The 18,837-nt window shown below is 71.4% G+C and carries 14 protein-coding genes; 12 read left to right on the forward strand and 2 right to left on the reverse strand.

Annotated features, from left to right (window positions below):
• The first annotated feature begins 67 nt into the window (after positions 1 to 67).
• From POL25_RS41280 to POL25_RS41325, 10 genes are all read left to right on the forward strand, one after another.
• On the forward strand, positions 68 to 757 hold the full coding sequence (locus POL25_RS41280) for an MBL fold metallo-hydrolase (RefSeq protein WP_272091930.1): 690 nt from the start codon (positions 68 to 70) through the stop codon (positions 755 to 757).
• A 96-nt stretch (positions 758 to 853) separates the two neighbouring features.
• The gene (locus POL25_RS44790) at positions 854 to 4,096 is read left to right on the forward strand and encodes a PilZ domain-containing protein (protein WP_272091931.1); all 3,243 of its coding nucleotides are present in this window, start codon (positions 854 to 856) and stop codon (positions 4,094 to 4,096) included.
• Entirely contained in the window at positions 4,093 to 6,825 is a 2,733-nt protein-coding gene (locus POL25_RS41290; protein WP_272091932.1) for an HD domain-containing phosphohydrolase, read from the forward strand. Before POL25_RS44790 ends, POL25_RS41290 begins: the two co-directional genes overlap by 4 nt.
• Positions 6,826 to 6,938: 113 nt before the next feature.
• On the forward strand, positions 6,939 to 7,595 hold the full coding sequence (locus tag POL25_RS41295) for a class I SAM-dependent methyltransferase (protein ID WP_272091933.1): 657 nt from the start codon (positions 6,939 to 6,941) through the stop codon (positions 7,593 to 7,595).
• Positions 7,596 to 7,784: 189 nt separating this feature from the next.
• Positions 7,785 to 8,597 (forward strand): methyltransferase domain-containing protein, encoded by an 813-nt coding sequence (locus tag POL25_RS41300; protein ID WP_272091934.1) that lies wholly within the window; start codon positions 7,785 to 7,787, stop codon positions 8,595 to 8,597.
• A 181-nt stretch (positions 8,598 to 8,778) separates the two neighbouring features.
• Complete coding sequence (locus POL25_RS41305; protein WP_272091935.1) at positions 8,779 to 9,546, forward strand: hypothetical protein; 768 nt, start codon at positions 8,779 to 8,781, stop codon at positions 9,544 to 9,546.
• A gap of 73 nt (positions 9,547 to 9,619) precedes the next feature.
• Entirely contained in the window at positions 9,620 to 10,024 is a 405-nt protein-coding gene (locus POL25_RS41310) for a hypothetical protein (RefSeq protein ID WP_272091936.1), read from the forward strand.
• 11 nt (positions 10,025 to 10,035) lie between these two features.
• On the forward strand, positions 10,036 to 10,995 hold the full coding sequence (locus tag POL25_RS41315; protein WP_272091937.1) for a DUF2169 family type VI secretion system accessory protein: 960 nt from the start codon (positions 10,036 to 10,038) through the stop codon (positions 10,993 to 10,995).
• Between the two features lie 24 nt (positions 10,996 to 11,019).
• Positions 11,020 to 11,982 (forward strand): hypothetical protein, encoded by a 963-nt coding sequence (locus tag POL25_RS41320; protein WP_272091938.1) that lies wholly within the window; start codon positions 11,020 to 11,022, stop codon positions 11,980 to 11,982.
• 61 nt (positions 11,983 to 12,043) lie between these two features.
• Entirely contained in the window at positions 12,044 to 13,207 is a 1,164-nt protein-coding gene (locus POL25_RS41325; protein WP_272091939.1) for a DUF2169 family type VI secretion system accessory protein, read from the forward strand.
• 108 nt (positions 13,208 to 13,315) lie between these two features.
• Here POL25_RS41325 and POL25_RS41330 read toward each other — a convergent pair whose 3' ends face one another.
• Positions 13,316 to 14,827, reverse strand: a complete 1,512-nt coding sequence (locus POL25_RS41330; protein WP_272091940.1) for an ABC transporter permease — start codon at positions 14,825 to 14,827, stop codon at positions 13,316 to 13,318.
• Positions 14,828 to 14,831: 4 nt separating this feature from the next.
• A complete protein-coding gene (locus POL25_RS41335) occupies positions 14,832 to 16,604 on the reverse strand; it encodes an ABC transporter permease (protein WP_272091941.1) in 1,773 nt (590 codons plus the stop codon).
• Between the two features lie 421 nt (positions 16,605 to 17,025).
• Between POL25_RS41335 and POL25_RS41340 the strand changes: the two genes are divergently transcribed.
• Both POL25_RS41340 and POL25_RS41345 read left to right on the forward strand, forming a co-directional pair.
• Positions 17,026 to 17,931 (forward strand): hypothetical protein, encoded by a 906-nt coding sequence (locus POL25_RS41340; protein ID WP_272091942.1) that lies wholly within the window; start codon positions 17,026 to 17,028, stop codon positions 17,929 to 17,931.
• Entirely contained in the window at positions 17,931 to 18,776 is an 846-nt protein-coding gene (locus POL25_RS41345; protein ID WP_272091943.1) for a hypothetical protein, read from the forward strand. The genes POL25_RS41340 and POL25_RS41345 overlap by 1 nt, the downstream gene beginning before the upstream one ends.
• Positions 18,777 to 18,837: the final 61 nt, after the last annotated feature.

Consider the following 18,837-nt stretch of genomic DNA (forward strand, 5'->3'; position numbering starts at 1 on the left):
TTCGCCGGACCGGGGAAAAATGCCACCGCGATCGCGTATAACCGCGTCCCGGGCTATCTTTGCGGCCATGAGCGAGCCTTCCGACCTGTACTTCCGTCAAGTGCCGATCGGGCCGATGGGCAACTTCATCTACTTCATCGGCAGCCGCGCCACGCGGACCTGCGTGGTCGTCGACCCGGCCTGGGACACCGACGCGCTGATCCGGCTGGCCGAGGCCGACGACATGAAGATCGTCGGGGCGCTCGTCACTCACTATCACCCGGACCATTGCGGCGGCGGGATGATGGGGTTCAACGTCCCCGGCGGCGTCGCCGAGCTCATCGGTCGCGTCGACGCCCGCATCCACGTGCACAAGCTCGAGGCCGACGGGCTCAAGCAGGTCACCGGCGTCAGCGAGGCCGACCTCGTGCGCCGCGAGGGCGGCGATCGGCTCGCGCTCGGCGACGTCGAGCTCACGTTCATTCACACACCTGGCCACACCCCGGGCAGTCAGTGCTTCTTCGTCCGCGATCGCCTGGTCGCCGGCGACACTCTGTTCGTCGACGGCTGCGGGCGCGTCGACCTCCCGGGCGGCGACGCCCAGCAGATGTACGAGAGCCTCACCGGGCCGCTGGCCGCGCTGAGCGACGACGTCGTCCTTTACCCCGGCCACAACTACGGCCCGACCCCCACCAGCCCGCTGGGTACGCAACGGAAGACCAACCGCTACTTGCGGATCCGCTCGCGCGACGACTGGCGGCGGCTGATGGGTCGCTGACGCGAGCGACGGCGCGCGATGGCCGACGCGGCGCCTCGTTGTACGATCCCCGTCCGCGGCCTCGGGTTGTCGCGTCGGCTTGGGTAGGATGGGCGCGTGAACGTACAACCTTACGGCCGACCCGGAGATCGCCGCGTCTACCCTCGGGTGGCGTGCACGCTCGTGTGCACCGTCGCCAACGTCGGCAACGGTCGCGTCCTCAACGTCTCCGACGGTGGGGCCTTCGTCGCCCTGCCCGACCAGCACGCGCACTTGCCGAGCCCGTTGCACCTGTCGGTGCCGCTGCTCGGCAGCGACCAGGTCGTCGACGTCGTAGCACGTGTCGTCCGCGTGGCCGCACTGTCGCCCCATGGCCTCGGGATCGGCCTGCAGTTCCAGGACCTCAGCGAGGGCGCGGCCGAGCAGATCCACCGGTACGTCCTCGGTCGTCTGCTCGCGGAGATCGCGGAGATCATGGAGGAGCAGCCGCGTCACATCGACCCGCGCAACGTGCAGGTCGTGAGCGGCGTCGCCTCGGTCGCCGGCACCTTGCGCGACATGATCGCCGAGGGTCCCGTGCCCGGCATGTTGTTTCAGCGCGACGTCGGCGAGCTCGTCGACCTGCAGCTGTTCCAGGTCAGCAGCGCCGCGATCCTCGTCCAGCTGCGCGACCCCGCGGCGCGCCTGCCGGCCGTCGGCGATCACGTCCACCTCACCTTGACGCGCGGCACATTCAACGCCCACGCGCACTCGCAGGTGCTCGACCGCAGCGGCGCCCGCGTCACGCTCGAGGTGCCGGCCAACCTCACCCGCTTCGAGCTGCGGCGCTCGCAGCGGCGCTCGCCCGGCCCGCAGGAGATGTTCGTCTCGATCCCGCTGCCGTATCCCCCGGGCAGGAAGCTGCGGCGCGAGGTGCTCGACATCTCCGCCACCGGCCTCGCCTTTCGCATGCGGCCCGACGAGGCGCTGCTGCTGCCCGGCACCCCGCTGCGCGAGGTCGTCGTCAGCGGCGCCAACGGCGACGGCGAGACCCGCAAGACCGGCCAGGTCATGCACGTCACCCCGGTCGAGGGCGACGCCGGCGCCATCGAGTTCCTGCGCATCGGCCTCGACTTCGGCATCGCCGACGAGGCCTTCACCAAGGGCGTGCGCCCGCGCGGCGCCGCCGAGAAGAAGTCGCTCGGCTTCGTCGAGAAGATGGGCCTCTTGATCGGCCGGCTCATCCCGCGCAAGGCTCCGCCGCCGAGCGGGCCCGGGGCCAGCGGCGTCGAGGTCGTGCGCTACCCCAACCGCCGGCGCGAGGACATCGTCGCCATCCTCAACACCACCCCGCGCGGTGACGGGCGCAAGCTGCTCGCGCCGGTGATCATCATCCCGCCCGCCCACTCGAAGCGCAAGGAGTCGACCTCGGGCCTCGCGCTCACCCTGCTCGAGAACTTCGCCCGCCGCCGCCAGGACGTGGTCGTGCTGCGCTTCGACGGCGTGCGCAACCTCGGCGAGAGCTACAAGGATCCCGACTGTCGCGAGCACGGGCGCGAGGCCATGCGCATGTCGCTGTCGCAGGCCGTCGACGACATCCAGGCCACCCTCGACTACGTCTACGACAACCCGATCTTCTCGCCGACCCAGGTCGTGCTGGTCTCGTTCAGCCTGCAGGGCGTCGTCGGTCGCCGCGCCGTGTGGAACGACCGGGGCAAGCGCATCCACTACTGGCTCGGCATCAACGGCGCGCCTGCGGCTCAGGAGGTCATCCGCAACGCCTCCGGCGGCGTCGACTACGTGTCGCAGCACGCCAGCGGCAAGCTCAGCGGCGTCGCCAACATCCTCGGCGTCACCGGCGACATCGACCACTTCTGCGCCGACCTGTTGCGCGAGGGCCTCGCCTTCATGGCCGACGCCAAGCGCGAGATCGCCGAGATCCCGGTCCCCGTGACCTGGTTGCTCGGGCGCTACGACGCGTGGATCGATCCTTCCACGATCCGGGAGTTCATGGCCGTCGACGCCCCCGGCGCGCGCGAGCTGGTCGAGCTCGACTGCGGTCACATGCCGCTGTCGAGCGTCGAGGCGCTGACCCTGTTCCACACCGCCGTGAAGCAGATCTGGCGGTTCCTGTTCCGCGAGGAGATCGACCCGATCACCCCCGACCCGCGCGAGCTGGTGCGCGCCCGCAACGCCGAGTGGCGGCGCGTGCCGAAGAGCCCGCTGCCCGACCGGCGCCGCTACTGGCACGAGTACCTGCTCGGCGACAGCAGCTCCAAGCTCGCCTACGACGTCCTCAACGCCTGCGACGAGTACAACGAGTTCATCGAGCGCGAGCTCGAGCTGCTCGACGTGCGCGCCGACCACGTCGTCTGCGACCTCGGCTGCGGCACCGGCAACCTCTCCGCCCGGCTGCTGCGGCGTCGCGGGGCGCGCGGCCGGCCGCCGTGCGCGCGCTTGAACCTCGTCGATTTCGTGCCCGGCGCGCTCGACGAGGCCGAGCGCAAGCTCCGCGCCCTGGCCGAAGAGCGCGGGCTCGCGCTGCCCGAGGTCGCGCGGCACTGCGTCAACATCGACATCAGCCCGGTGCGGACGCTCCGGCGCTTCCTCGCCGGCGAGCTCTACGGCTACGACGCGCTCCGGGGCATCATCAAGGGCCTCACGGGCTACTCGATCGACATGTGGAAGGCAGCGGAGGACTGGCGGCTGCACGACGTCTTGCGCGGGCGGGAGCTCGACAAGCAGGACCTCGCGTACCTCGCCGCCGCCTTGCCGGCCGACGAGCAGGACGTCGTCCTCGACTTCAACCGCATGACCCGCTGGCTGCGCGGCCGGCTCGGCCCGCAGGACCTGCTGCGCGACGCCCGGGCCCGGTTCGAGCGCGGCCAGGCCCCGGCGATCGACGAGCTGCAGCTCGCCCGCCTGTCCATTCGGCCAGGTGACCAGGTCGAGCGCCTGCCGTTCGCCGACGCCACCTTCGACCGCGTCGCCTGCAGCCTGGTGCTCAGCTACCTCAGCAATCCGATCGAGGTGCTGCGCGAGCTCCACCGCGTCGTCAAGCCGGGCGGGCGGATCGTCGTGTCGACGATGCAGCCCGACTTCGACATGAGCCGGATCTATCAAAACCTGCTGCACCGGCTGCAGAGCGACCCGAGCATGCCGCTGCCGCCGGGCGTCGACCGCGGGACCTTCCTGCGCGACGTGCGGGCCTTCCTCAGCAGCGCCGCCTTCCTCTCGATCCTCGCCGAGGAGGGCCAGTTCGCCTTCTTCTCGCGCGAGGAGCTGACCATGATGGTCGAGCGCGCCGGCTTCCGCCGCGTCGAGACCGTCACCGCCTTCGGCGACCCGCCGCAGGCGATCATCGCCGTGGGCCATCGATGAACTCGAGCGACCTCTCCACCGCCAGCGAGAGCGCCGCGTCGCGCGACGACGGCTTCGCCGCGCGCTTGCGGGAGGACATCGCGGCCGGCTACCGCCGCGTCACCTACCTCGGCATCGCCTTGATGCTGGGCTTCGGCGTGCTCGACATCATCAGCCTCGACGACCCGCGCCTGGTCGCCAAGTTCTTCGCCATGCGCTTGGCGCTCGCGCTGGTGATGATCGGCCTGCTCAACTTCAGCCAGCGGCCGCGGTTCCAGCGGTGGGTCGAGAGCGTGTGCGCCCTGGCGATGTACCTCATCGGCTCCTTCATGGGCCTGATGAGCGCGCTCAACCTCGGCCACCAGAGCCACTACTACGCCGGCATCACCCTCACGCTGGTCGCCGTCGGCGTATTCGTCCCGATCGGCCCGCTGCACGTCCTCGTCACCTCCAGCGCCGTCTACGTAACCTTCGTCGGCCTGCTGATCGCGCTCGACCCGGTGCCGCTCGCGCGGTGGGACTGGTCGGTGTTCGCCGCCAACAGCATCTTCCTGATCTCGACCGCCACCACCGTCACCGTCGGCGCCTACTTCAACCGCCGCCTGCGCCGGCGCCTGTTCGAGGCCGCGTTCGCCCAGCAGCAGACCAACGAGGAGCTGCGCAGCGTCTACGAGCGCATCACCCACAGCTACCAGGAAGTCTCGGAGAAGAACCGCGAGATCGAGGAGGCCTACCGGGCCAAGAGTCAGTTCCTCGACAACATGTCGCACGAGCTGCGGACCCCGCTGACCTGCATCCTCACCCCGCTCGAGGGCCTGCTCGCCGGCAACGCCCGCGGCGAGGTCCGGCAGGTGTTCGAGGACATGCACACGGCCACCCGGCAGCTCTACGACCTCATCAACGACCTGCTCGACTACTCCAAGTACGGCGCGCGCGACCAGCCGCTCGCGCGCGACCCGGTCGACGTGCGCGCGATCGTCGACGAGCAGGTCAAGGCGTTCGGCAGCACCGCGCGCCAGCGCAAGCTCGGCCTGCAGTGGGACCCGCCGCCCGAGCCGGTGGTCGTGCTGGGCAGCGCGCGCGAGCTCGGCAAGGTCGCGCGCAACCTGATCAGCAACGCCATCAAGTTCACCTCCGCGGGCGGCCGCGTCACCGTCGCCGTCGCCGTCGTCGGCGAGCGCGTGCGCCTGTCGGTCCGCGACACCGGCATCGGCATGAGCGAGGCCGTCCAGGCCAAGCTGTTCACCCCGTTCTTCCAGGGCGACGCCACCTCGACGCGCGCCTTCGAGGGCACCGGCATCGGCCTCGCGCTGGTCAAGACGATCGTCAATCGCCACGACGGCGAGGTCGTGGTCGACAGCAGCCCCGGGCGCGGCACCACCATGACCGTCGAGCTGCCGAGCCAGCCGCTCGACCCGACCGAGCTGGTCGGCATGGCCCCGGCGCAGCCGGCCCCCGGCGAGTCGATGCTCGCCATCCCTGTCCCCGAGGACATCCTCGGCACGCCGGCGATGAGCATGACCCGCATCGAGCGCCTGCCGGGGTTCGATCGCGTCGAGCTGCTCGACCCGGCCGCGCCGACCCCCGATTTGTCGTTCCCGGGCGCCGCCCCGCTGCTCGGCGAGCACCTCATGGCCGCCCAGGGCGAGCGCAGCCGGATCCTCGTCATCGACGACCACCCCGAGATCGTCCGCGTCATCGAGCGCCTGCTCGCCCCGCAACACGACGTCTACACCGCCAGCAACGGCGAGGAGGGCCTGGAGAAGGTCCGCGAGGTCCGGCCCGCGCTCGTCATCTCCGACGTCATGATGCCCAAGCTCTCGGGCTTCCAGCTGGTCGAGCAGCTGCGCAAGGACCCCGAGTTCGAGCGCCTGCCCGTGTTGCTGCTGACCGCCCGCGCCGACGGCCGCGACCGCGTGCGCGGCCTCCGGCGCGGCGCCAGCGACTACCTCGTCAAGCCGTTCTTGCCCGAGGAGCTCAAGGCGCGGGTCGGCAACCTGCTGCGGGCCCAGCACTACGAGTCGTACCTGACCCGCCTCAACGAGGAGCTGGCGACCAAGAGCAGCTCGCTCGAGGGCCGCGTCCACGGCTTCTTCATCGACACCGTGCGCACTCTGGTCGCCGCCATCGACGCCAAGGACTTCTACACCGGCGGTCACTCCGAGCGCGTCAGCCACTTCGCCGTCCGCATCGCCGAGCACATGAAGGTCGCGCGGCCGCTGCTCCGCACCATCGAGCTCGGGGCCCTGCTGCACGACGTCGGCAAGATCGGCATCCCCGACAAGGTCCTCAACAAGCCCGGCGCCCTGACCCTCGAGGAGATCGAGGTCATTCGTCAGCACACCGTGCTCGGCGGCAAGATCCTCGAGAAGTCGCCCGAGCTGGCCGAGCTGCGGCGGTTCGCGCTCCACCACCACGAGCGCTGGGACGGCACCGGCTACCCTGACCGCCTGCGCGGCGACGACATCCCGCCGAGCGTGCGCGTCGTCAGCGTCGCCGACTGCTGGGACGCGATGGTGTCCGACCGCATCTACCGCAGCGGCATGGAGCCGCGGATCGCCGCCGAAAAGGTCAGCAAACTCGGCGGCACGCAGTTCGACCCGATGGTCGTCGAGGCCATGATGGAGATCTGGCCCGAGCTCGAGCTGCCGCCCAACCTGCGCCCGCTCAAGCCGCGCACCAGCCCGGCGGAGAATCGGCAGGGCCCGCGCGTCAGCGAGTGCGGCGAGGTCTACGAGGTCCACAACTGAAGCGTCGTCGCCGCCGGGGATCGGGGACCGCATGCGTACGCGGCTGCGCAGGCTGCTGCGCGCGACCGGCCTCGTCGTGACAAACGGCTGCGGCCGGTTACAATCCCGGCCCTGTGACGACCTCGATCGATCGGATGCGAGCCGCGTGGCGCTTCTTCCTCAACGGCTGGCGTGACTGGGACCAGACCGCCTCCTTCGTGCCCAGCTCGCGGTTCCTGGTCGACGCGCTCGTCGAGGGCGCCGAGCTCGGCCGGGCTCGCAGCGTGGTCGAGCTCGGCACCGGCACCGGCACCGTCACCGAGAAATTGCTCGAGGCCATGCGCCCGGACGCCCGGCTCTTTGGCTTCGAGATCGACGGTCCGCTGCTCGAGGCCACTGCCCGGCGCTTGCCCGATCCGCGGCTCGTCGCCATCCACGGCAGCGCCGCCGACATCGGCACGCACCTCGCCGCCGCGGGTCAAGACGGCCCGGTCGACGCCATCATCTCGTGCCTCGGCATGAGCCTGCTGCCGCCCGAGCTGCGCGACGCGATCCTCGACAGCGCCGCGCGGGTGCTCGCGCCCGGCGGCGTGTTCGTGCAGTACGGCTACCTGCACGCGCACGTGCTCGTCTACAGCACCACGCGCGGCTTCTCGCAGTTCCACCTCGGCCGCACCCTCGGCCGCTACTTCGAGGAGCAGCGGCGCCAGATCGTCGTGCCCAACCTGCCGCCGGCCGAGGTGTTGGTGTGCCGCGGCTCGCTGCGGCGCGACATCTCCGCTGCCGCCTGAGGCACGGGCTCGCCCGCCCCGCGCGTCGCAGTTCTGTCGCCGTTTGTTTTAGTTCTGTCGCGGCCGGCAGGGGCTCCGCAGGGGCGAGTGCGCGAACCGTTGCGCACCTGCACAGAGCTTCAGGATCCGGCCCTGCACAGCGTCCACGAACGTTGCACGGGGGTCGGCTTCGGTGTATCGCTGCGGCGCGTGCAGAGCCTCGATCATTACTACCAGTCGACGTACGACCGCGTCGCCGAGTTTTACGACGACCTCTGGAGCCCCAACGTCAAGACGCCCAACGACCGGCTCACGCGCGACCTGCACCTCCGTCGCGGCGAGCGCCTGGTCGACCTCGCGTGTGGCAGCGGCGCCGCCACCCTGCCGATGATGCACCTCATCGCGCCCGGCGAGACCGTCGCCGTCGACCCCTCGGAGAACATGCTGGCCCTGGCCGTCCAGCGCGCCGAGCAAGAGGGCCTGCACCTCTTGCCCGTCAACTCCAAGGCCGAGGACTTCATCGCCGACGCCCCCGCGCACTCGTTCGACGTCGTGTCGATGCGGTTCGCGCTCGCCTACCTCGACTGGCCGCGCGTGCTGCCGGCGATGGGTCGCCTGGTCCGCCCCGGCGGCCGCGTCGGCATCCTGACCAGCCTCGCCACCAGCGCCCCGCAGGCGATGGCGACCTACCAGAAGTTCGCCGAGCACCTCGAGCTCGACACCGTCGCCGAGCCGCCGACGCCCCGCGAGATCGACCCCGTGCTCGAGCTGCTCGGCCGCGGCGGCCTCGTCATCGACACCTGCTGGCAGCACAACTTCCGCCTGTGGTTCAAGACCGGCGTCGACGCCACCCGCTGGCTGCTCGACACCGGCTACATCACCCACCCGGCCCTGTCGGCGCTCGAGGGCGAGATCCGCGACGCCATGATCGAGCTGTTCGGCTCGCACCTCGAAGAGGGCTTCCGCGAGGAGGAGGGCGTGCCGCTCGACTTCTTCTTCGCCGGCGTGATCGCCCGCCGCTGACCTGTCCTCGCGGGCAGGTTCACGACCTGTCCCTTCGGCCAGGCTAACCGCGACGCCCGCCCCGCCCCGCTCCGCCCCGCCCGAGCCCGCCAGCCTCTCCACCGAGGCGCGCGGGCTCGCTCGCGCGATCGCTCCGCCGCCCGCTTCGCCTCGCCCGGCGCCTCGCGGTACCATCGCGCCCATGGCCCTCTCCGCGCGCGCCCAGCAGGTCCTCGGCACCCTCGCCGTCGTCTTCGTCGGCGCGTTCCTGCTGCTCGCCGGCCTCGACCACACCGAGCTCCGCTGCGACCGCGCGCGCGGCAGCTGCACGTACACGGCCGGGCTCCTCGGCTTCGAGCGCACCAAGGAGATCCCGCTCGCCGCGATCGCCGACCACCGGTTCGACACCCGCGAGGGCCGGGCCGGCACGCGCGGCGTCACCGTGCTGATCGACGCCAGCGGCCGCGAGCAAGGGCTCGGCCTCACCGACGAGGCCTCCGCCCGCGCCGACTACGACGCCCTGCACGCCTTCTTCCAGGGCCAGCGGGACGCCGTCGCCGTCGCCGTCGGCCCCGGCTGGTGGCTGGTCGGCTTCGGCGTGCTCTGCCTCGTCTTCGGCCCCTTCGTCGTGCGCGCCAGCGGGCCCACGCGCGCCCGCGCGCCCGTCGGCGAGCAGCCCCGACGCGGCGCCGGCCCGTGGCGCCTCGTGCTCGCCGTCGGGGTCCTCGCGCTGCTCGGGCTGGCGGCCTCGACCTTCATGGCCCGGACCCAGGGCACCCTCGCCCTGACCTGCACCCAGCGCTGCGACATCGGCGGCGGCAGCTGCATGCCCGGCGCGCAGTTGCAGCTCAACCTCGCGCCCGGCGAGTACGAGGTGCGCGTCTTCAACCCCGACGATCCCGCGCAGCCGATCGTCCACCGCGTCGCCGTCGCGCGCGGCGAGGTCACCCACTTCGAGTGCGCGCGCTGACGAGCGCCCGCGCGCGCCTGCGGCCCTCGCTGCGCCGCCGCCCCCGCGGCCGTTTCTGTGGAAGCATCACCGCATGCCCGAGGACCGCGACGCGCCGACCACCGCCCTCGAACTCGTCGGACAGCACCGCGTCGAGCTGCGCCGCGACCCCGCGCTCGACACCCTCGAGCTCATCGGTCGCGACGGCAAGGTCGTCCTCGCCATCGAGGTCCGCGAGACCGGCCCGGTGCTGCGCTTCGAGGGCGCCGGCCTCACCCTCAAGACCGCGGGCGAGCTGGTGCTCGACGCCAAGAAGCTGACCCTTCGCTCCGAAGAGGCGCTGTCGCTGACGACCGGCGGTGACCTCGATCTCGTCGCCGCCGGCGACCTCCGCAGCACCGCCCGCGTGCAGACGATCACCGCCGAGCTCGGCGACGTCCGGCTCGAGGCCAACGACGACGTCCGGATCGACGGCGAGCGCGTGCTCGTCAACTGCTGAAGGCGCGCGCCGTGAAGCTCGACAACCGCTCGCCGTACCACGCCCACCTGTTCCGCGGCGGCATCGACGAGCGGCGGCTGTTCGGCTCGGTCGCCGTCCGCGTCACCTACGACATCGTCGGCGACCGCCTGCGCGTCGCGGACGACCAGGCGTGGCAGGTCTCACCTGCCCCTTGGGACAGCCCGCAGGGGCCGCTGCCCGGCGACGAGCTGTTCTACCGCGGCGGCGTCGACCTGCTCGTGTTCGGCTCGGCGCGCGCCGCCCGGCCCGTCCCGCGCATCGACGTCGACCTGCGGGTCGGCAGCGGCTTCCGCGGCCGCGTGGCCGTGTTCGGCGACCGCGTGTGGAAGCGAGGCCCGCGCGGCCTGGCCGCGAGCGCCCCGGTCCCGTTCCGCGCCATGCCGCTGACGCTCGACCGCAGCTTCGGCGGCAGCTTCGAGTGGGACGGCCTCGCCGCCGGTTTCCCCGACAACCCGGCCGGCCGCGGCTACTACCCCGACGAGCGGACCGCCGAGGGCCAGCCGCTGGCCAACATCGAGGACCCCGCGGCCCTGTGCGCGCGCTGGGACGACCGCCCCGAGCCGGTCGGCACCGGCTGCCCCGGCCAGGGCTTCGGCCCGCGGTTGCGCCGCAGCGTCGAGTTCGACCCAGACAGCGGCATGCTCGAGGTCCTGCGCCCGACCTTCTACAACGCCGCCTTCCCGCAGCTGATCGTCCCCGCCGCCCGGCCCGGCGATCGCGTCTCGATCACCGGCGTGCGCGAGGACGGCCCGCTCGTGTTCCACCTGCCCGACAACCTCCTGCGCGTGCGCCTCGCGTTCGGCGAAGAGACCGCCGAGAAGACCCCCGCGATCGACCAGATCGGCGTCGAGCCCGACCTGCTGCGCGTGTTCGTGTCCTACCGCTACCCGTTCCGCTACGTCCTGCACCCGCTGGAGAAGCGCGTCTGCGAGCTCGTCGCCCTGCGCTGAAGGACATGTTCGAAAGGACATCTCGTGCCGTTCGCCGTCCTCAAAGATTTCCACCCGATGTTCGGCTACGACCTGCACATCCCGTGGCCGCTGCCCTCGCCCGCGCCGTCGCCCGCGCCCGTCCCCTACTACTGCTTCCACCTGCTGTGCGGCTGGAAGGGCACCTATCAGCGCGCCATCAGCCACAGCACCAGCTGGGGCGCCCTGGTCCAGAAGGGCAGCGACATCGGCCCCGGCATCCCGCACATCGGCGTGCCCTCCTACCTGCTGCCGCTCGACATCCTGTTCAGCGCCTCCAAGTCGTACTGGGGCACCAGCGAGTACAAGGCCGAGGGCAAGCCCGCAGCGGTGTGCATCATCCCGTGGGCCTGCATCAACATCAACCTCAACTGCGGCACCCCCTTCCCCAAGCGGCCCGGCATCGTCATCGCCTTCAACACCCACTACGCGGGCATGACCTGGGGCGACTTCTTCCACGGCCTCCTCAGCTTCGCCATCGACTGGGCGCTGCAGTGGCTGTTCAACAAGCTGCTCGGCAAGTTCAGCGACAAGATCGCCAACCGCTTCCTCAACACCGCGCTGACCAAGAGCGCCGCCAAGGCGGCCCTGAACGGCACCGTCAAGCGCAGGGTGATCAACCAGATGGCGCGTGAGCTGGCCGCGGCCAACCGCGCCCGCGCCGACGCCTTTCTCAAGCTCTTCCCCGCCTTCATCCGCCCCAGCCGCGAGGCCGCCAACCCGATCCTCAACAACGCCGTCGGCGCCGTCGCGGGCTTCCTGTTCGGCGGCCCGCTCGGCATGGACGCCAACGGCGCGTTCGGCTGGTGGACCCCCGGCGGCAGCGCCACCAACGGCGCCCAGGACTACCTCAACAACAACGTCGTCGACGAGTTCGGCAACACCCCCGAGCGGCCCCCGCCTCCGCCTCCGCCCCCGCGCCGGCCGCCGAGCATCGGCCCGGCCCCGCCGCCCCTGTGCCGGCCCTGATCTACCTGTCCTCCGGGCCAGGTCGCTCCTCCCCCTCTCGCGCCGCCGAATCAACTGTCCCATGCGCCAGGTCGAAACCCGCCCGAGCCCCACCGTCCAGCAGGTCTCCGACATGCTCCCGTCGGGCGAGCCGATGCTCGCCGTGCTGGCCAAGCGCACCTACGACGTCGGCGCCGACGGCCGCTGCAGCCTCGCCGACGAGCAGGCCCCGCTGCTGGCCGCCCCGCTCGACGACCCCGACGTCCCCGACCTCCTGCTCGCCGACTCCGACCTCCACCCCTACAAGCCGCGCACCGACCTCGTCCTGCTCGGCCACGCCCACGGGCGCCAGCGCGTGCGCCGGCTCGAAGTGCTCGTCCGCGTCCCTGGCCACGAGCACCGGATCGCCGTCATCGGCGCGCGCACCTGTTCGATCGAGCAGGGCAAGCTCCGCTTCTCCGACCCGCTGCCGATCGACAAGGTCCCGCTGTCGCCGCTGTACGCCTACGGCGGGCGCGATCGCGGCGCAGAGGCCCGCCACGGCAACCCGCTCGCCAGCCCCGAGTGGAGCCGGGCCCTCGCCGGCGCCGATCCAGACGCCCTCTCGCCCTACCGTTACCCGCGCAACCCCGTCGGCCGCGGCTACCTGCTCGAGGTCGATCCGGGCCACGACGACGCCTTCGAGCTGCCGCAGCTCGAAGATCCCACCGACCTCCTCACGCCGACCCGGATCGTCGGCGACTGGCTCGACAACTGGCACCGCCTGCCCCTGCCGCACGCCGGCGGGTGGGTCCACTACGACTGGTACCCGCGGATCGCCTTTGCGGGCATGGTCCCGATCGTCGAGCATTTCGACGAGCCGCCGCTCGAGGTCGAGCGCGAGCTCGTCCCCGATCTGCTGGCCGACGGCACCGGCCGCACCGTCCTCGATTTCCGCTACGAGATCGCCTGCGGCGCCCCGCTCGGCCTCCAGGTGCCACATCTCCGCGGCGGCGAGCCCGTCGAGCTGCACGGCGTCCACCCGACCCGGCCCCGCTGGGGCTTCACCGTCCCGCCGGCCCCGCGCCTGCACACCGACGGCCGCGACGGCCGCCTGAACCCCGCCGAGCCCGTGCTCCACACCGTCGTGATCGAGCCCGACCTCGATCGCATCACCCTCGTGTGGCGCGGCGCGGCCCCGGCCCGCCGCCAGTATCACCCGCAGGAGCTCGAGAGCATGCCGCTGCGGGTCGACTGGCGCGAGTGACATGTTCCAATGGACATGTCCTCTGCGACATGTCTCCGGAAACATGCTCGATGTCACGAGCCCCCGCCTCTCAGGGTCGAAGGGGCATGTCCCCCATCGACCACGGGCTCAGGCTCGCCCGAGCCCGGCGAGCACGGGCAGCCGCGAGGCCACCAGCGCCACCGGGCCGCTGGCCAGCGCGCAGATGATCAGCGCCGCCCCTGCGGGCCCCGCCAGATCGATCCACGACAGCGCGAACGGCAGGTGGTCGACCGGATAGACCTCCGGGTCGAGCGGATAACGGAACACCGCCACCATCCAGCCGAACGCCAGCCCGAGGCCGACCCCGATCAGCGTGCCGAGCAGCCCGGCGAACACCCCGACCGCCTCGAACACGGCGAAGATCGTCCGCGAGTCGGCGCCGAGGCTCATCAGCGCCGCGATCTCCTCGCGCTTGCGGCGGACCAGCAGCAGCAGGCTCGCCAGCAGGGCCGTGGCCGCCACCACCTCGAGCAGGCCGAGCACCAGCGACACCGCCGCGCGGATCTGCCGCAGCCCGGCGAGCACGTCCTCGCCCTGCTGCTCCCACGTGGTCGCGCGGAAGCCGTCGCCCATCGCCGCCACCACCTCGCCGGCGAACGCCTTCGCCGAGTCCGGGTCGCGCAGCGCGAACTCCACCCCGCTGACCCGGCGCTCGGCGAAGAACAGCGCCTGCGCGGCCGACAGGTGGACCAGCGCCAGCGACGCGTCGTAGTCGCCGACCCCGGTGTCGAGCAGGTCGACCACCTCGTACTCGCCGTGGCGCGGCGGGCGGGCCATCGCCGCCGCCGTCCCGTCGAGCTCCGCCGGCACCACCAGCCGCACCGCGTCGCCGACCTTCACCTCGAGGCGCTCGGCCAGGCGCGAGCCGAGCGCGATCGCCGGGACGTGGCGGACGTCGCCCGGGCGCACCTTCATCAGGTCGCCGCCGCGCAGCATCGCCGCCGTACCCGGCAGCCCGGCCGCCAGCTCCGGCTCGACCCCCTTGATCAGCGCGATCACCGGCGCGTTGCGGTCGATCGGCCGGGTGTGTGTCTCCTGGGACATGTCCTCGGGCGCATGTCCTTTTGGACCTGGCGCCACGGACCTGTCCTCCTGGACATCCTTGTGCAGCGGCACCACCGCCGCGGTCGAGAACGCGAACGGCGAGGCCGCCAGGACCCGCGGGTCGCCGCCCCAGCGGGCCACCACCTGCGGGTACTCGTCGAAGTCGAGCCCGTACTCGGTGAGCGTCACGTGGCCGCCGACCTTGCTGAGGCGGCCGATCAGCTCGCGCTCGAAGCCCGAGGTCACCCCGAGCACCGTGATCAGCGCCGCGCAGCCGAGGCCCGTGCCGAACACCGCCACCGCCACCGCGGGCATCAGGTAGCGCGCGCACAGCAGGCCCACGGTGACCAGCGCCGCCAGCCCGGCGACCAGCGGCGGCGCGACCGCGCGGACCCCGAGCAGCGTCGTCGCCGCGCCCGCGATCGTCAGCAGCGCCGCGACGATCAGCACCGCGCGCACGCCTTTGCCGGCCCCGCGCCGCCCCTCGCGGAGGAGCATGCGGCGGGCCACCAGCGCGATCAGGGCCCAGCGGCGGCGGGAGCTGCGGGCGGCCACGGCGTCACTCGTAGCGCAGGCCCTCGACGGGGCGCAGTTTGGCCGCGCGCAGCGACGGCGGCAGCGTGGCGACGAAGCAGATCGCCAGCGTCATCGCCAGGATCCAGCCGATCTGGGCCAGGCTGAACTCGACCGGCAATTCTTCGATGAAGTAGACCTCGGGGTCGAGCGTGTAGCCGTAGAGCGACACCAGCCAGCACAGCACCAGGCCGAACAGCACCCCCGCGGCCGCCCCGGACAGCCCGATCGCCATCCCGGTGACCTGGAAGATCCGCGCCACCTGCGGCCCGGTCGCGCCCATCGACATCAGGATCGCCACGTCGTTGGTGCGGCGGACCACCATCGTCCACAGCGCCGACAGCACGTTGAACGTGGCCACCGTGATCACCAGGCTGAGGATCACCGTGATGATGTTCTTCTGCAGGCGGATGCTCTTGAACAGGTTCTCGTTCAAGTTCTGCCACTCGAGCACCTGGTACTCGCGGCCTGGCAGCGCCGCGCGGATCGTCGCGCCGACCTGGGCCGACAGGTCCGGGTTCTGCAGCCGGAGGTCGATGCCCGACACCTGGTCGCGGCCGCGGTACTTGAAGCGCTGCAGCTCCTTGATGTGCACGTACACCAGGCGGCTGTCGTACTCCTGGAAGCCGGCCTGGAAGATCCCGGCGACCCGGTAGTACTGGAATTCGGGCTCGCTCGAGGCGTCGAACGACGAGCCCGGGTCGACCACCATCACCAGCGAGTCCTCGTGCAGGCCGAGGTCGCGAGCCAGCGACGCGCCGACGAAGATCGTCGGCAGCGCGCTGGCGTCGAAGCGGGCCGCGGGTTCGCCGGTGGCCGACTCTTCGGGCCACGCGTCGTCGTCGAGGAGATCGCCGCGGATCTCGCCGGGGATACGCTTACGGACCGCGGGGACCTGGGCGTAGTGGTTCATCGCCCGCTCGTACCAGCCTGCGCCGCGCGGATCGGGCGTGACCGCGATCGCCGGCGGCAATTCCTCCGGCTCGCGATCGGGCACCGGCATCAGCTCGAAGTCGGAGCGCAGAACCGGGAGCGGGATCGCCCGCCCGCTGCCGCGTTGAAGGTGAGCCGGCAGGTCGATCACCTCCGCCGCCGTCTCGGGCTCGATCCCCTTCACCAGCACGCTCGCGAGCCGGAGATCGTCGGTGCGGCCGCCCTCCGGATCGTAGGGCGCCAGCATCATCGCGTAGTAGACGAACGGGCTCGCGCCGGTGACGCCGGGGCGCGTGCGCAGGTACGCCTCGAAGCGGCGGTACTCGGCCATGCCCGAGCTGCGGGTCACGTTGATGTGCGCGTACACGCCGAGCACGCGGCGTTCGAACTCGTGCTGAAAGCCCGTGGCGACCGACTGGACCACGATCAGCGCCGCGACCCCCAGGACCACCCCGATGATGCTGGTGGTGCCGAAGATCGACGAGTACTGCACGAGCAGCAGCAGCAGCCCGAGGAAGCTGGCGGCCGCGGTGGCGATCACCAGCGCGAGGCTGTGGTAGCCGAGGTTGAGCAGCAGCAGCGCGACGCCGGCGATCGCCCAGCACACCGCGCACAGCAGGCGAGCCCCGCGCGGCACTCGCTCGGCGCGGATGATCCGCAGCCCGAGCGATCGCTCGTAGCCGAGGGCGCCCGACAGCAGCCAGAACAGCACCAGCAGGCCCAGGGCCGCGGCGCCCGCGTAGCCGACGGCCGGCGCCCACTCCGGCAGCGCGTCGGCGAAGCCGAGCGGACCGGCGAGCGCGAGCGGCGTGGCCCACGAGAGCACGAACAGGCTCAGCAGTCCGGCGCGTCGGGGCGACGCGGGACCGGGCGTCCGCGCCCCGAACCGATCTCCCGCCCGATGAGGCCCGGAACGGGCGAGCGGAGGGCCTTGTACGTGCGGCGGCTTCAGGCCGGGCACGCTAGCAGCCGGCCTTTGCGCGGTCAACGAGCGCGGGGCCACGGGTGCGCCGCAAAGCGTGATTCGGCGGCGTGCACCTGGGCCTGCAGCGCCTGTGACGTCGACGGCGGGGCGCTCGGCATCCTTAGTTGAGTCAGCACGGGCTTGCCGCGGCGACACACACAAGTTGCCCGCGACACCTTACAATCGGGCGAATTCTTCGGCCCAGCACGGCCTGGCGCGAACCTTGACACACCTCGCTGGCGCAAGTTACGCTGCGCCGACCGCTGAATCTCGGAGCTCCCGCATGCCCAGACGGTTCCTTTCTTCGTTTGCCCTAGCGGCGTTCGGCCTGAGTTTGCTTCTCGGCTCTTCAGAGGCTTGGGCGGGACCCTACGACCTGCGGCTCAGCCAGCTTGGCACGATGGCCAATGGCGTGGTCACGGGCAACGACGGTGACTTCCGCAGCCTCGCCTCGGAGCTCGGCGTCCTCATGGCGCCCAAGCCCGTCGACCCCGCCGACTCGCTCGGTCTCTCGGGCTTCGCGGTCTCGGCCGACATCAGCCTGAACACGATCAGCAACGGCGAGAATTTCTGGAAGAACGCCACGCGCGGCGATCCGGGCAAGGTCGCGCCGACCTTGCAGCTCATGGGTCGCAAGGGTCTGTGGCCTGGCATCGAGGTCGGCGCCGGCGCGACGCACCTGTTCGGCAGCCGGCTGTGGACGATCAGCGGCTACGGCAAGGTGGCGATCCACGAAGGCTTCCACCACTTGCCGATCCCCTCGATCGCGCTGCGCGGCATGTTCTCGCGCCTGGTCGGCGCCGAGGACATGAACATGACCACGGGCGCGTTCGACATCTCGATCTCGCACGTGTTCGGGGTCGGCAAGACCGTCAACCTGACGCCGTACGCCGGCTATCAGGGCTTGATGATCTTCGCGCGCTCCGGCGTGCTCGACGCCACGCCGACCACTGACGAGTACCTCGACAAGTCGCCGGTGTTGAGCGAGTTCGTCTTCAAGGATGCGGGTATGATCTACCGGCACCGCCCGTTCGTCGGCTTCCGATTCATCTTCAGCGTCTTGCGCGTCGGCGTCGAGGCGATGATCGTCCCTGGCGGCAAGCGCGAGGGAGAGATCGAAGGCAACAAGGTCGCCGACAAATCCGGGCTGCAACAGCAGTACACTCTCTCCCTGGGTCTGGACTTCTAATGTTCGTCCTCTGTCCGTCCTGCGCCGGTCCCTTCCGCATCCCTGCCGACCAGATCGCCCCGCTGGTCCAGATCGCGTGCCCGCACTGCGAGTTCCGCATGATCCTGGACTTCGAGGCGGCCAACGAGCCGTCGCTCGCCGATCCCGGGCAGCTGTTCGCTCAGGGCTTCGAGAGCGCCGAGGCGTACTTCAGCGTCTACAGCCACGTCGGTCCGCAGTCCGACATCACCCCGCGCAAGGTCGAGGCTCCGCCGGCGCGTCCGGTCGAGGTCGAGGCTCCGGCCGCCAAGGCTCCGCCGACCTCGCCTGCTGCCACGCCGCCGGTCTCGGCGCACACGCCTGCGACCGCGCCGGTGTCCTCGCCGCCCCCGCTCGCCGCTGCCGAGCCGCCGTTCCGCGCCGGCAACAAGACGATCATCCAGGCGCCCAAGCGCCCGGCCAGCATGGACCCGCGGGCCGGCGAGGTCGCTTCGGCGCCGAGTGGTTCGTCGATGCGGGCCGGCAACAAGGGCATCGAGGCCGAGCCGGTCGCCGAGGCCAAGGTCAGCGCCGTGCAGCCCGAGCCGCGGATTCCGCCGCACACGCCGCCGGCCCAGACCGCGACCAGCAACCCGCCGGCGCCCACCGAGCCGGCCGTCGTCGCCAAGGTCGAGGACGCTGCGACGCAGTCCAACGCCAACTTGCCGACGCAGAAGCAAGAGGCGACCAGCCGGCCGTCCGAGCCGGAGAAGCCGATCGCCACCACGCCGCCGCCGACCGGCAGCTCCAACGTCGTCTACATCGCGCTGGTGGTGGTGGTGATCATCGCCGTCGTCGTGGTCATCGTCCTCAACTCCAAGGGTTGAGGACCCGCCGACGCCCTCGCGGCGTCGACGGCGAAGCCCGCTCCTTCCGGCTGGAAGGGCG

The organism is Nannocystis bainbridge (assembly GCF_028368995.1).
GTDB lineage: Bacteria > Myxococcota_A > Polyangia > Nannocystales > Nannocystaceae > Nannocystis > Nannocystis bainbridge.

Coding starts and splice junctions, on each gene's coding strand:
- POL25_RS41280 (WP_272091930.1), top strand. CDS start 68: ATGAGCGAGCCTTCCGACCTGTACTTCCGTCAAGTGCCGATCGGGCCG.
- POL25_RS41290 (WP_272091932.1), top strand. CDS start 4,093: ATGAACTCGAGCGACCTCTCCACCGCCAGCGAGAGCGCCGCGTCGCGC.
- POL25_RS41305 (WP_272091935.1), top strand. CDS start 8,779: ATGGCCCTCTCCGCGCGCGCCCAGCAGGTCCTCGGCACCCTCGCCGTC.
- POL25_RS41310 (WP_272091936.1), top strand. CDS start 9,620: ATGCCCGAGGACCGCGACGCGCCGACCACCGCCCTCGAACTCGTCGGA.
- POL25_RS41325 (WP_272091939.1), top strand. CDS start 12,044: ATGCGCCAGGTCGAAACCCGCCCGAGCCCCACCGTCCAGCAGGTCTCC.
- POL25_RS41340 (WP_272091942.1), top strand. CDS start 17,026: ATGCCCAGACGGTTCCTTTCTTCGTTTGCCCTAGCGGCGTTCGGCCTG.
- POL25_RS41345 (WP_272091943.1), top strand. CDS start 17,931: ATGTTCGTCCTCTGTCCGTCCTGCGCCGGTCCCTTCCGCATCCCTGCC.